This is a genomic window from Streptomyces sp. SD15, assembly GCF_054462255.1.
On the sequence record NZ_JBTLMO010000020.1, the window covers coordinates 147,161 to 159,703 of the forward strand.

The 12,543-nt window shown below is 69.1% G+C and carries 13 protein-coding genes; 5 read left to right on the plus strand and 8 right to left on the minus strand.

Going from position 1 to position 12,543, the window contains the following annotated elements; genetic code table 11:
• Window positions 1-188: 188 nt before the first annotated feature.
• Complete coding sequence (sodN, locus tag ACX28W_RS21535) at window positions 189-584, minus strand: superoxide dismutase, Ni (RefSeq protein ID WP_005480378.1); 396 nt, start codon at window positions 582-584, stop codon at window positions 189-191.
• A 145-nt stretch (window positions 585-729) separates the two neighbouring features.
• On the opposite strand from sodN, the gene sodX reads away from it, so the two are divergent.
• Window positions 730-1,164 (plus strand): nickel-type superoxide dismutase maturation protease, encoded by a 435-nt coding sequence (gene sodX / locus ACX28W_RS21540; RefSeq protein WP_459000628.1) that lies wholly within the window; start codon window positions 730-732, stop codon window positions 1,162-1,164.
• Here sodX and ACX28W_RS21545 read toward each other — a convergent pair.
• Window positions 1,068-1,697, minus strand: coding sequence for a CGNR zinc finger domain-containing protein (locus ACX28W_RS21545; RefSeq protein WP_459000629.1), 630 nt, complete (start codon window positions 1,695-1,697; stop codon window positions 1,068-1,070). The genes sodX and ACX28W_RS21545 overlap by 97 nt on opposite strands.
• Before the next feature lie 100 nt (window positions 1,698-1,797).
• Between ACX28W_RS21545 and ACX28W_RS21550 the strand changes: the two genes are divergently transcribed.
• Window positions 1,798-2,556, plus strand: a complete 759-nt coding sequence (locus ACX28W_RS21550; RefSeq protein ID WP_459000630.1) for a class I SAM-dependent methyltransferase — start codon at window positions 1,798-1,800, stop codon at window positions 2,554-2,556.
• A 198-nt stretch (window positions 2,557-2,754) separates the two neighbouring features.
• Here the strand turns inward: ACX28W_RS21550 and ACX28W_RS21555 are convergent, their stop codons facing one another.
• Genes ACX28W_RS21555 through ACX28W_RS21565 form a run of 3 tightly spaced genes read right to left on the minus strand, consistent with a single transcriptional unit; the run spans window position 2,755 to window position 5,456 of the window.
• Window positions 2,755-3,507: an amino acid ABC transporter ATP-binding protein gene (locus tag ACX28W_RS21555; RefSeq protein ID WP_459000645.1), complete on the minus strand. Its 753-nt coding sequence runs from the start codon at window positions 3,505-3,507 to the stop codon at window positions 2,755-2,757.
• A gap of 18 nt (window positions 3,508-3,525) precedes the next feature.
• Window positions 3,526-4,455 (minus strand): amino acid ABC transporter permease, encoded by a 930-nt coding sequence (locus tag ACX28W_RS21560; RefSeq protein WP_362088108.1) that lies wholly within the window; start codon window positions 4,453-4,455, stop codon window positions 3,526-3,528.
• A gap of 38 nt (window positions 4,456-4,493) precedes the next feature.
• Window positions 4,494-5,456 (minus strand): ABC transporter substrate-binding protein, encoded by a 963-nt coding sequence (locus tag ACX28W_RS21565; RefSeq protein ID WP_459000631.1) that lies wholly within the window; start codon window positions 5,454-5,456, stop codon window positions 4,494-4,496.
• 540 nt (window positions 5,457-5,996) lie between these two features.
• Here ACX28W_RS21565 and ACX28W_RS21570 point away from each other — a divergent pair.
• The gene (locus ACX28W_RS21570; RefSeq protein ID WP_459000632.1) at window positions 5,997-7,244 is read left to right on the plus strand and encodes an NAD(P)-dependent malic enzyme; all 1,248 of its coding nucleotides are present in this window, start codon (window positions 5,997-5,999) and stop codon (window positions 7,242-7,244) included.
• Between the two features lie 269 nt (window positions 7,245-7,513).
• Here the strand turns inward: ACX28W_RS21570 and ACX28W_RS21575 are convergent, their stop codons facing one another.
• On the minus strand, window positions 7,514-8,338 hold the full coding sequence (locus ACX28W_RS21575; RefSeq protein WP_362082447.1) for a purine-nucleoside phosphorylase: 825 nt from the start codon (window positions 8,336-8,338) through the stop codon (window positions 7,514-7,516).
• Between the two features lie 127 nt (window positions 8,339-8,465).
• Window positions 8,466-8,903: a gamma-glutamylcyclotransferase gene (locus ACX28W_RS21580; protein WP_362082450.1), complete on the minus strand. Its 438-nt coding sequence runs from the start codon at window positions 8,901-8,903 to the stop codon at window positions 8,466-8,468.
• Window positions 8,904-9,011: 108 nt separating this feature from the next.
• On the opposite strand from ACX28W_RS21580, the gene ACX28W_RS21585 reads away from it, so the two are divergent.
• Together ACX28W_RS21585 and ACX28W_RS21590 are read left to right on the plus strand one after the other, a co-directional pair.
• Window positions 9,012-10,460 (plus strand): NAD(P)H-quinone dehydrogenase, encoded by a 1,449-nt coding sequence (locus ACX28W_RS21585; protein WP_459000633.1) that lies wholly within the window; start codon window positions 9,012-9,014, stop codon window positions 10,458-10,460.
• Window positions 10,461-10,639: 179 nt separating this feature from the next.
• Entirely contained in the window at window positions 10,640-11,608 is a 969-nt protein-coding gene (locus tag ACX28W_RS21590; RefSeq protein ID WP_459000634.1) for a DeoR/GlpR family DNA-binding transcription regulator, read from the plus strand.
• A gap of 155 nt (window positions 11,609-11,763) precedes the next feature.
• Here ACX28W_RS21590 and ACX28W_RS21595 read toward each other — a convergent pair.
• A partial coding sequence (locus tag ACX28W_RS21595) for an acyl-CoA carboxylase biotin carboxyl carrier protein subunit (RefSeq protein ID WP_459000635.1) occupies window positions 11,764-12,543 on the minus strand: 780 nt, incomplete at its 5' end.

Sequence of the window (12,543 nt, forward strand, 5' to 3'; positions counted from 1 at the left end):
ACTGCCGTCGTTGGAAGACCGAATGGAACTGCGCTCGCCGCGCACTCCAGGCGGCGGAGACCTCTGGCCGGGCGAAAAAGACCGCACCCGGACCGCCATGGACGCCGTTCTCGGCGGCCTGCGGACCGGGTGCGGACAGGTAGGCGATGTGACCCGCGAAAACGCGGGCCAGACTGCCTAGGCACAGATCAAGCCTTCTTGGTCTCCCAGAAGATCTTGTCGATCTGGGCGATGTAGTCCAGCGCCTTCTGGCCCGTGGCCGGGTCAGTGGATGCCTTGGCGGCCGAGAGGGCCTTCAGGGCGTCGTTGACCAGCTGGTGCAGCTCCGGGTACTTCTCGAAGTGCGGGGGCTTGAAGTAGTCGCTCCAGAGCACCGAGACGTGGTGCTTGGCGAGCTCGGCGCGCTGCTCCTTGATGACGGTGGCGCGCGCTTGGAAGTGCGGGTCGTCGTTGGCGGCCATCTTGTCCTGCACGGCCTTCACCGACTCCGCCTCGATGCGGGCCTGGGCCGGGTCGTACACACCGCAGGGCAGGTCGCAGTGTGCGCTGACCTTGACCTTGGGGGCAAACAGGCGGGAGAGCATTGAGCTGTCCTTCCTCGTGATCGTCTTCTCAGGTGGGACATTACTCCGTAGGAGACCGGATTTCGCGAGTGCCCCCATGGGCTTAGGACAAAAGTCCAGGGTGAAACTGGGACTGGTGGAGGATAGGACCGGGGAGGTGCCGGGGATGCCGGAGCTGTCGCAGGAGACCGAGCGTGGGAGGGCTGTGCTGCCGTTCGGGGCGGCCGAGGTGACGGGGCCGTCCATGGTTCCCACGCTCCAGCACGGGGATCGGCTCGTCGTGCAGTACGGGGCCAGGGTCGGGCCCGGTGACGTGGTGGTGCTGCGTCATCCGTTCCAGCAGGACCTGCTCGTGGTCAAGCGGGTCGCGGAGCGGCGCGAGGGCGGGTGGTGGGTGCTCGGCGACAACGCCTACGCCGGAGGGGACAGCACCGACTACGGGACCGTGCCCGAGGAGCTTGTCCTCGGGAAGGTGCGGCTGCGGTTCCGGCCCCTCAAGGAGGGTCAGCGGTCGCCGCTCGCGGTGGTGCGGTGGGTGCTGGGGGCCGCAAGGCCGGTGCTGTCCGACCGGTCCGCCTCCAGGCGCTTGCGGGCGCGGTAGGCGGCCACATTGGCGCGGGTCGCGCAACGGTCCGAGCAGTAGCGCCGGGAGCGGTTGGTGGAGGTGTCCAGGTAGGCGTTGCGGCAGGGGGTCGCCTCGCACAGGCCCAGGCGGTCGACGCCGTACTCCGTCAGGTGGAACGCCAGGCCCATCGCGGCGATCGCCGCGTAGCCCGCGGTCGCGTTCGACGGGTGGTCCGCCAGGTGCATGTGCCACAGCGGGCGCCCGTCGTCGTCACGGAAGTCGTGGCCGGAGATCTGCGGGCTGACGGGGAACTCCAGGAGCAGGGAGTTCAGCAGGTCCACCGCCAGGGTCTCGTCGCCGCCGTCCGCCGCCTCGAAGACGGCGCGCAGCCTCGCGCGGACCGAGCGGAAGCGCGTCACGTCCGCGTCCGTGGCGCGGCGGGCCGCCGACGCGTTGCCTCCGAAGAGGTCGCGGACGGCCTCGACCGAGGTGAGTGAGTCCTTGCCCCGGGTCGGCTCCTCGGTGTTGACGAGGCGTACCGCGTAATCCGAGTAATAGGCCAGTTCCACTTGTAGTCCTTACGGGGGCGCTTTATCGTCGTGCGTGCGGTCGGGTAACAGATGATCGTGCTTACAGGGTATTACCTGAGTGCGGGGAGAAGGGGCTTCCATGGGCATCACCACCGGAACCGACTGGCACGCCTGGCAGGAGAGCTGGGACCGGCAGCAGGAGTGGTACATGCCGGACCGCGAGGAGCGCTTCCGGGTGATGCTCGACATGGTCGAGGCCGTCGTCGGGCCCGAGCCGCGCGTCCTCGACCTCGCCTGCGGCACCGGCACCATCACGGCCCGGCTGTTCGACCGGCTCCCGAAGGCCACCAGCACCGGCGTCGACCTCGACCCCGCGCTGCTCACCATCGCCGAGGGCACCTTCGCGGGCGACGACCGGGTCACCTTCGTCACGGCCGACCTCAAGGACCCGCGGTGGACGGCACGGTTGCCCTACGACTCGTACGACGCCGTCCTGACCGCCACGGCCCTGCACTGGCTGCACAGCGAACCCCTCGCGGCTCTCTACGGGCAGGTCGCGGAACTCGTCCGCGACGGCGGTGTCTTCATGAACGCCGACCACATGATCGACGAATCCACGCCCCGGATCAACGCGGCGGAGCGTGCGCAGCGGCACGCCCGGATGGATGAGGCCAGGGTGAAGGGTGTTCTCGACTGGTCCGGATGGTGGGAGCTGGCCGCCCAGGACCCCGTCCTCGCCGCGCCGACCGCCCGCCGCTTCGAGATCTACGGCGAGCACGCCGAGGGCGACACCCCGTCCGCCGACTGGCACGCGCGCGTGCTGCGCGAAAAGGGCTTCGGGGAGGCCCGGCCCGTGTGGCGCTCGCCCTCCGACGCGCTGGTGCTCGCCGTCAAGTAGCCTCCGCGGTGCGCTGGTTGAGGCGGTACGGAAAATCCGTACCGCCTCTTCCGCGTCCTGCGGGGTCCCTCGCCGCACTGGAAGGGTGAGACGGTCCGTGCCACCCGGTGGGCCGGGGAGGGCGGACACGACGGAGGGGCGGTACGAGACTCTCGTACCGCCCCTTTCCTTACGTACCGTCAGAATCTGTACGTATCGTCAGAGCACCTTCGACAGGAACGACTGCGTCCGCTCGTGTTGCGGGTTGGTCAGGACGTCGCGCGGGTGGCCGGACTCGACCACCACACCGCCGTCCATGAAGACCAGCGAGTCGCCCACCTCGCGGGCGAAGCCCATCTCGTGGGTGACGACGATCATCGTCATACCGGACTCGGCGAGGTCGCGCATGACGTCGAGGACGTCGCCGACCAGCTCCGGGTCGAGGGCCGAGGTCGGCTCGTCGAAGAGCATCAGCTTCGGTTCCATCGCCAGCGCGCGGGCGATGGCGACGCGCTGCTGCTGGCCGCCGGAGAGCTGTGAGGGGTAGTTGGCGGCCTTGTCGGCCAGGCCCACCCGCTCCAGCAGCTGGCCCGCGCGCTCACGCGCCTGGGCCCTGCCGGCTCCCTTGACCTGGACCGGCGCCTCCATGACGTTCTCGAGCGCCGTCATGTGCGGGAACAGGTTGAAGCGCTGGAAGACCATGCCGATGTCCCGGCGCTTCACCGCGACCTCGCTGTCCTTGAGCTCGTACAGCTTGTCGCCCTTCTGGCGGTAGCCGACCAGCTCGCCGTCGACGTACAGGCGACCGGCGTTGATCTTCTCGAGGTGGTTGATGCACCGGAGGAACGTCGACTTGCCGGAGCCGGAGGGGCCGATGAGGCAGAAGACCTCGCCGGTCTTGACCTCCAGGTCGATGCCCTTGAGGACCTCGACGTGGCCGAAGGACTTGTGGACGCCCTCGGACTTGACCATTGCGGTGCTGGTCATGGGTCATCGCCTCCAGCTTGCGAGGGAGAGCATGTTCGCCTTGATCTTCTGGAACGGCGTGGCCGGCAGGGTGCGGCTGGAGCCGCGGGCGTAGTACCGCTCCAGGTAGTACTGGCCGACGCTGAACACCGAGGTCAGCAGCAGGTACCAGGCGGCGGCGAGGAACAGCATCTCGGCCGGGGCGCCGGAGGTCTGGCCGATGTCCTGGGCGACGCGGAACAGCTCGGAGTACTGGATCACGGCCACCAGCGAGGTCGTCTTCAGCATGTTGATGACCTCGTTGCCCGTGGGGGGCACGATGACGCGCATCGCCTGCGGGATGACGATCCGGCGCAGCGTCTTGCTGTGGCTCATGCCCAGCGCGTGGCTGGCCTCGGTCTGGCCCTCGTCGACCGACAGCAGACCGGCCCGGCAGATCTCGGCCATGTACGCGGCCTCGTTCAGGCCCAGGCCCAGCAGCGCCGTCAGGAACGGCGTCATGAAGTCGGACCAGTAGTCCTTGTAGATCGGCCCGAGGTTGATGTACTCGAAGACCAGGCCCAGGTTGAACCAGACCACCAGCTGCACCAGGACGGGCGTGCCGCGGAAGAACCAGATGTAGAACCACGAGATGGACGAGGTCACCGGGTTCTTCGACAGGCGCATGACGGCGAGCAGGACGCCGCCGCCGATGCCGATCACCATGGCCAGGACCGTCAGCAGCAGCGTCTTGCCCACGCCCGCGAGGATGCGGTCGTCGAAGAAGTAGTCGGGGATCGCACCCCAGTTGATCTTGCCCTGGGAGAACGCGTAGACCACGGAGCCCAGGAGCGCGATCGCGACGACCGCGGAGACATACCGCCCGTAGTGCCGGACCGGGATCGCCTTGATGGCCTCCGGTCCGGCCGGGGGAGTGTCCTCCGGCCCGGCCGTCTTGTCGATGTCAACAGTCACGGATGTTGTTGCCTTTCAGTGCCCGCTCGGTTCCGCGGTCACTCGCCGCCGTTGACCGTCGCCGTCTTCACGGCGCCGGCCTCGACGCCCCACTTCGCGATGACCTTGTCGTACTCGCCGTTCTTGATGATCGCGTCGAGCGCGGCCTGCAGAGCGTCACGGAGCTGGGTGTTGGACTTGGCGACCGCGATGCCGTACGGCGCCGCCTCGACCTGCTCGCCGACGAGCTCGAAGTCCTTGCCGCCGCCCGAGGTCTTCACCGCGTACGCGGCGACCGGGAAGTCCGAGGAACCGGCGTCGGCGCCACCGGCGCGCAGCCGGGTCTGGGCCTGCTGGTCGTTGTCGTACGACTCGATGGTGATCTTCTTGCCACCCGTGCACTTCTTGGACTCGGCCTTGGCGAGGTCCTCCGAGACCGTGCCGCGCTGCAGCGCGATCTTCTTGCCGCAGAGGTCGGCCCAGGTCTCGATGTTCTGGGTCTTGCCCTTGGGTGTGTAGATGGAGACGCCCGCGGTGAAGTAGTCGACGAAGTCGACGCCCTCGCCGACCTTCTTGCCCGTCTCGGAGTCGACGCCCTCCTGGCGGTCCTTGGTGTCCGTCATCGCGGACATGGCGATGTCGTACCGCTTGGAGCGCAGGCCCGTGATCAGGGTGTCGAAGGTGCCGTTCTCGAACTCGAACTTCACACCCAGCTGCTTGCCCATCGCGTCCGCGAGGTCCGGGTCGATGCCGACCGTCTTGCCGGAGTCGTCCTTGAACTCGACCGGCGCGTACGCGATGTCCGAGCCGACCTTGATGACGCCGGCGTCACGGATCGACTGGGGGAGCTTGTCGGCCAGCGGGGCCGAGCTGCCGCTCGCGGACGTGCTGCCCGAGTTGTTGTCGTCCTTGGTCTGGTCACCGCAGCCGGTGAGTACCAGGGCGCCGGCGACCGCGATCGCACCGACCGCTGCTATCCGGGACTGCGCGGCGGTCGTACGACGGGTGGAGCTTGCGGTCATCTTGGGTTCCTCCGGCGGATGAGGGAGTTGCCGATGGGTCGACGAGAACACACACCATCGGGTGTCGCGACCTGTTGTGATGACGGCATCTTGCCATTCGGGCTACGTCCTTCAGGGGACCGGCTATGTCAAAATCGGATAACGGGTGACCCCCGAACCGTCACAGGCCGCCCCCTCGGGGCCGCATCTTGTGCGGGAATGTTTCGTTCCGGCCGGAAGATCTTCGGTTGATCTCAGGATGTGGGCGGCCGCTACTCCGTACTTGCGGCGTCTTGAGGGTATGTCCTCGACTTGTCCACATATTCGGCTATGAGTCATGTCACCGACGTGTGACCTTCGCGTTATGGACTCGTCGGTGACGTGGTCCGTCCGGTAAGAAGGTTCCTTACACCCCTCATCCGGGGCTCAGGGCGCGTGTGCGGCGCGTCCGTCGCGTATCTGCCCGTACGCAACCACGGCGGCAGGGCATGCGCGGTGCCCGCCCACCCCTCAACCAGGAGTGGTCACCCTCAAATCAATGAAGACTTAAGGGGTAAGACAGTGGCAGCGGAGATCGTCAATGCTCGCGCCGCGAGCACTAGCGACATCAGCGGCGACAGCAGTACGGGGCAGGATCGTGAGGGCGAGCCCCTCGATTCCATCGACCCCGCGTTCGCACTGCACCGTGGCGGCAAGATGGCCGTGCAGGCCACTGTGCCCGTCCGTGACAAGGATGATCTGTCCCTCGCCTACACGCCCGGCGTGGCGAAGGTGTGCACCGCGATCGCCGAGCGGCCCGAACTCGTCCACGACTACACGTGGAAGTCGTCCGTGGTCGCTGTGGTGACGGACGGGACGGCTGTTCTGGGGCTCGGGGACATCGGTCCCGAGGCCTCCCTTCCGGTCATGGAAGGCAAGGCGATCCTGTTCAAGCAGTTCGGCGGTGTGGACGCCGTGCCGATCGCGCTGGCCTGCACGGGCGTCGACGAGATCGTCGAGACCGTGGTCCGCCTCGCGCCGTCCTTCGGTGGAGTGAACCTGGAGGACATCTCGGCGCCGCGGTGCTTCGAGATCGAGCGGAAGCTGCAGGAGCGGCTGGACATTCCCGTCTTCCACGACGACCAGCACGGGACCGCGGTGGTGACGCTGGCGGCGTTGCGGAATGCCGCGAAGCTGACTGGGCGCACGCTCGGTGATCTGCGTGCGGTGATCTCCGGCGCGGGTGCGGCCGGGGTCGCCATCGCCAAGTTCCTCCTCGAGGCCGGCATCGGTGACGTCGCCGTCGCGGACCGCAAGGGCGTCGTGTCCGCGGACCGGGAGGATCTGACGGACGTCAAGCGGGAGCTCGCCGAGATCACCAACAAGGCGGGGCTGTCGGGGTCGCTGGAGTCGGCGCTCGCGGGTGCGGACGTCTTCATCGGGGTCTCCGGCGGTACGGTGCCGGAGCCGGCCGTGGCTTCCATGGCCGAGGGTGCGTTCGTGTTCGCCATGGCCAACCCGAATCCGGAGGTGCATCCGGAGATCGCGCACAAGTACGCGGCGGTTGTCGCCACCGGGCGGTCGGACTTCCCGAACCAGATCAACAACGTGCTGGCGTTTCCCGGGATCTTCGCCGGGGCGCTCCAGGTTCGGGCGTCGCGGATCACGGAGGGGATGAAGATCGCGGCGGCCGAGGCGTTGGCTTCTGTGGTGGGGGACGATCTTGCCGCGGATTATGTGATTCCGTCGCCGTTCGATGAGCGGGTGGCGCCTGCGGTGACTGCGGCGGTGGCTGCGGCGGCTCGGGCGGAGGGGGTTGCTCGCCGCTGACGCGGGGGTTGGTGAGAGGTTTCTGTGGTCCCGCCGGGTTTTCCGGCGGGGCCGATTTTTGTTTGGGGAGGGGTGGGCTGGGCGGGTGGTTTTTCGCCCCCGCCGCCCCTACCCGTCCCATCCGTCCTTGGGGGCTCCCGCCCCCAAACCCCCGCCAGGTATCCCAGCCCGTCCGGCGTTTGAGGACGAGGCCGTTCAGGCCGAAGCGGGGGTCTGGGGGCGGCAGCCCCCAGGGGATGGGACGGGTAGGGGCGGCGGGGGCGAGAACCCTACAGCCGGTCCAGGACCTGGGTGAGGAGTGCGCCCATGCGGGTCGCCGAGTCGCGGCCCGCCTGGAGGACCTCCTCGTGGTTGAGGGGCTCGCCCGTCATCCCGGCGGCGAGGTTGGTGACGAGGGAGATACCAAGCACCTCCGCCCCCGCCTCGCGCGCGGCGATCGCCTCGAGGACCGTCGACATGCCCACCAGATCCGCCCCGATGACGCGAGCCATCCGGATCTCGGCCGGCGTCTCGTAGTGCGGCCCGGTGAACTGGGCGTAGACGCCCTCCTCCAGGCTGGGGTCGATCTCCTTGCACAGGGCGCGCAGCCGCGGCGAGTACAGGTCGGTGAGGTCGACGAAGTTCGCCCCGACGATCGGGGAGGTGGCCGTCAGGTTGATGTGGTCGCTGATCAGCACCGGCTGACCGGGGCGCATGTCCGCGCGCAGGCCACCACAGCCGTTGGTGAGGACGATGGTCTTGCAGCCCGCCGCGACGGCCGTACGGACGCCGTGCGCGACGGCGGCGACCCCGCGGCCCTCGTAGTAGTGGGTGCGGCCCAGGAAGACCAGGGCCCGCTTGTCGCCGATCCTGTACGAGCGGATCTTGCCGCCGTGCCCCTCGACCGCCGGCGGGGGGAACCCGGGCAGCTCGGTGACCGGGAACTCGGCCTCGGGGGAGCCGAGGGCGTCCACGGCCGGTGCCCAGCCAGAGCCCATCACGAGCGCGACGTCGTGGGTCTCGGCGCCCGTGAGCTCGCGCAGGCGGGTGGCGGCGGCGTCGGCGGCGGCGTGGGGGTCGCCCTGGATGTCGTCCGGAAGAAGAGATGCGTTCACGCGCATGAGGGTAGCTGGTCCAGGCCTACGCGCGTAGATGACAGAGCTCGCGGTCTTGCGATCGTTGTCTTGTCGTTTCCAACGAAGGGGTCGCCCGTCGTTTCCGACAACGGCTGGACCACCGACCTCAGCAAGGCCGCTTGCGGAGCTCCATCACATAGTCGTGGGGTGCCCCCGCCGACTCCGCCGCGTCGGCGATCTCGCCGAGGTAGCGCGCGGAGGGGAGTCCGCCCTCGTACCCGTTCAGGACGTAGACCCACGCGGGCTCCTCGCCCTCGAGCGTGTGCACACGTACCCGCATCCGGCGGTAGATGTCGAGGCCCACGCCCTCCCAGCGGTCCAGGGAGTCCTCGTCCAGGGGCGCGACGTCGTACAGCGCCACGAAGACCTGCGAGCGGGGCGCCTCGACGAGGGTGGCCAGCGCGCCTTCCCAGCCCATGTGCTCGCCCCCGAAGGTCAGCCGCCAGCCGTTCAGCCAGCCGGTGGCGCGCAGCGGCGAGTGCGGAGCGCGGCGCGTCATGAGCCGCGGGTCGAGATTGCCGGCGTACGCGGCGTAGAGCGACATGGGGTCGAGGGTACGGCAGCGAACACAGACACCTCTCGCGTAACAGATGGAGCTCGGATGTGCGGGGCATGGCCCCCCGGGCGGAAGCACCTTGAAGCGTGCGGGACAATGGAGTACGTGACTCGGATCGTGATCATTGGTGGCGGACCCGGCGGGTACGAGGCGGCGCTGGTTGCCGCGCAGCTCGGCGCGGAGGTGACCGTCGTCGACTGCGACGGTCTGGGCGGGGCGTCGGTGCTCACCGACTGCGTGCCGTCGAAGACCCTTATCGCCACGGCCGAGGTGATGACCACCTTCGACTCCTCGTACGAGGAGCTGGGGATCATCGTCGCCGATGACACCCCGCACATCGACGCGCCCGCGCGGGTCGTCGGGGTCGACCTCGGCAAGGTCAACCGCCGGGTGAAGCGGCTGGCGCTGGCCCAGTCGCACGACATCACGGCGTCCGTGACCCGGGCCGGGGCGCGGGTGCTGCGCGGGCGTGGGCGGCTCGAGGGCATGCAGGCGCTGGACGGGTCCCGCAAGGTCGTCGTCCGGGCCGCCGACGGTACCGAGGAGACGCTCGTCGCCGATGCCGTGCTGATCGCGACCGGCGGGCATCCCCGTGAGCTGCCCGACGCCCAGCCCGACGGCGAGCGGATCCTGAACTGGACCCAGGTGTACGACCTCGACGAGCTGCCCGACGAGCTCATCGTCGTCGGCTCCGGTGTCACCGGCGCCGAGTTCGCCGGGGCCTACCAGGCGCTCGGGTCGCGCGTCACCCTCGTCTCCAGCCGCGACCGCGTGCTGCCCGGCGAGGACCCGGACGCCGCGGCGGTGCTGGAGGACGTCTTCCGGCGCCGTGGCATGAACGTCATGGCCCGCTCCCGCGCCGAGTCCGCCAAGCGGGTCGGCGACCGGGTCGAGGTCGCGCTCTCCGACGGCCGGGTCATCAGTGGCTCGCACTGTCTGATGGCCGTCGGCGCCATTCCGAACAGCAGCGGGATGGGCCTGGACGAGGCCGGGGTCAAGGTCAGGGACTCCGGGCACATCTGGACCGACAAGGTCTCCAGGACGACCGCCCCCGGCGTGTACGCCGCCGGTGACGTGACCGGTGTCTTCGCCCTCGCGTCCGTCGCGGCGATGCAGGGACGCATCGCCATGTACCACTTCCTCGGTGACGCGGTGGCCCCGCTGAACCTCAAGACCGTGTCCTCGAACGTCTTCACCGACCCCGAGATCGCCACCGTCGGCTACACCCAGGCCGACGTCGACGCCGGCAAGATCGAGGCCGTCGCCGTCAAGCTGCCGCTGCTGCGCAACCCGCGCGCCAAGATGCAGGGCATCCGGGACGGCTTCGTGAAGATCTTCTGCCGTCCGGGCACCGGCATCGTGGTGGGCGGTGTGGTCGTCGCTCCGCGTGCTTCGGAACTGATCCACCCCATCTCGATCGCGGTCGACAACAATCTGACGGTCGAACAGATCGCGAACGCGTTCACCGTGTACCCCTCCCTTTCGGGCTCGATCGCCGAGGTCGCCCGGCAGTTGCACACCCGGAAGACGTCGGGCGAGGGCTGACGGCACACGGCGACTTCCCGCTGGTCAAGGGGAGTTGCCGACCACGCGTGCGACCATTCGTACGGCATAAGCGGCGCGAGTAGACGCGTATACCACTTCGTACGCTGCCATGCGAACAACTTCTGCTATTCGGCGCAAACTGCTGAAAGCAGACGGTCGTTGGGGTTACTGTCAGTTTCGTGTTCGCTGCAGAACGTCGCCAATTGATCCTCGAAATGGTGCGAGCGAACGGGGCCGTGTCGCTCCGTGAGCTCGCCCGCGTCGTCCAGACCTCCGAAGTGACCGTACGGCGGGACGTGCGCGCACTGGAGGCAGAAGGACTCCTCGACCGCCGGCACGGCGGTGCGGTATTGCCGGGCGGGTTTACGCGGGAGTCCGGCTTTCCGCAGAAATCGCATCTCGCGACCGCCGAGAAGACGGCCATCGCCGATCTCGCCGCGGGTCTCGTCGAAGAAGGCGAGGCCATCGTGGTGGGGGCGGGCACCACCACGCAGGAGCTGGCACGCCGGCTCGCGCGGGTACCCGGGCTGACCGTCGTCACCAACTCTCTGCTGGTGGCCCAGGCGTTGGCCCATGCCAACCGTGTGGAGGTCGTGATGACCGGCGGCACCCTGCGCGGTTCCAACTACGCCCTGGTCGGCTCCGGTGCCGAGCAGTCCCTCCAGGGGCTGCGGGTCTCCCGGGCCTTCCTGTCGGGCAGCGGGCTCACCGCCGAGCGTGGGCTGTCCACTTCCAACATGCTGTCGGCGTCCGTCGACCGCGCGTTGGTGCAGGCCGCCGCGGAGGTCGTCGTCCTCGCCGACCACACCAAGCTCGGCACCGACACCATGTTCCAGACGGTGCCGACCGATCTGATCACCCGCCTGGTGACGGACGAGCCGCCCACGCACGACGACCGGGCGGTCACCGAACTGCAGGCCCTGGCGGACCAGGGGGTGCAGATCGCGGTGGCCGGGCCGTCAGCAGGCGGTGCGGGAGGCGATACGGCCCCGGCGGGGCGCCAACAGCCACGCCGGGACATGCCGCCGCTTCCCGGTCCGCGACGCGGCCAAGTGCCGGGCGCCGGACCGCAGTTGCGCAGCGCCACCGTCCTGGGCGAGCAGTCCCCGGGAGAGCGGGCGCGGGTGGCGGACATGCGTCGGCGCTGACGCCGACCACTGGCGTGCTGGTGCCACTGGACTGCCTGACGCACGTCGTCGGGGCGAGTCCGCTCGGCGTGCCCCTGCTGTACGGGGGAAATGAAGCGCCCGGCGGACTGACTGCTCCAGTCCGCCGGGCGCCTCGGATGTCGTACGACCGTGTCTCAGTCCTTGATCTCGCAGATCGGGGCGCCCGACGTGACGGACGCGCCGACCTCCGCGCTCAGGCCCTTGATGGTCCCGGAGCGGTGGGCGTTGAGAGGCTGCTCCATCTTCATGGCCTCGAGGACCACGATGAGGTCGCCCTCGTTGACCTCTTGGCCCTCTTCGACGGCGACCTTGACGATGGTGCCCTGCATGGGTGAGGCGAGGGTGTCGCCGGAGGCGACCGGGCCGGACTTCTTGGCGGCGCGGCGCTTGGGCTTGGCGCCCGCCGCGAGCCCGGTGCGGGCCAGGGACATGCCCAGCGAGGACGGGAGGGAGACCTCCAGGCGCTTGCCGCCGACCTCGACGACAACCGTCTCGCGGTCCGGCTCCTCCTCCGCCTCGATGTCCGCGGGGGCGACGAAGGGCTGGATCTCGTTGACGAACTCGGTCTCGATCCAGCGGGTGTGGACCGTGAACGGGTCCGTGGAACCGGTCAGTTCGGGGGCGAACGCCGGGTCCGTCACCACCGCGCGGTGGAACGGGATGGCGGTCGCCATGCCCTCGACGGTGAACTCCGCGAGGGCGCGGGCGGCCCGCTGGAGCGCCTGCTCACGGGTGGCACCCGTGACGATCAGCTTGGCCAGGAGCGAGTCCCAGGCCGGGCCGATGACCGAGCCGGACTCCACGCCCGCGTCGAGGCGGACGCCGGGGCCGGACGGCGGGGCGAAGGTGGTGACGGTGCCGGGGGCGGGGAGGAAGCCCCGGCCGGGGTCCTCGCCGTTGATGCGGAACTCGAA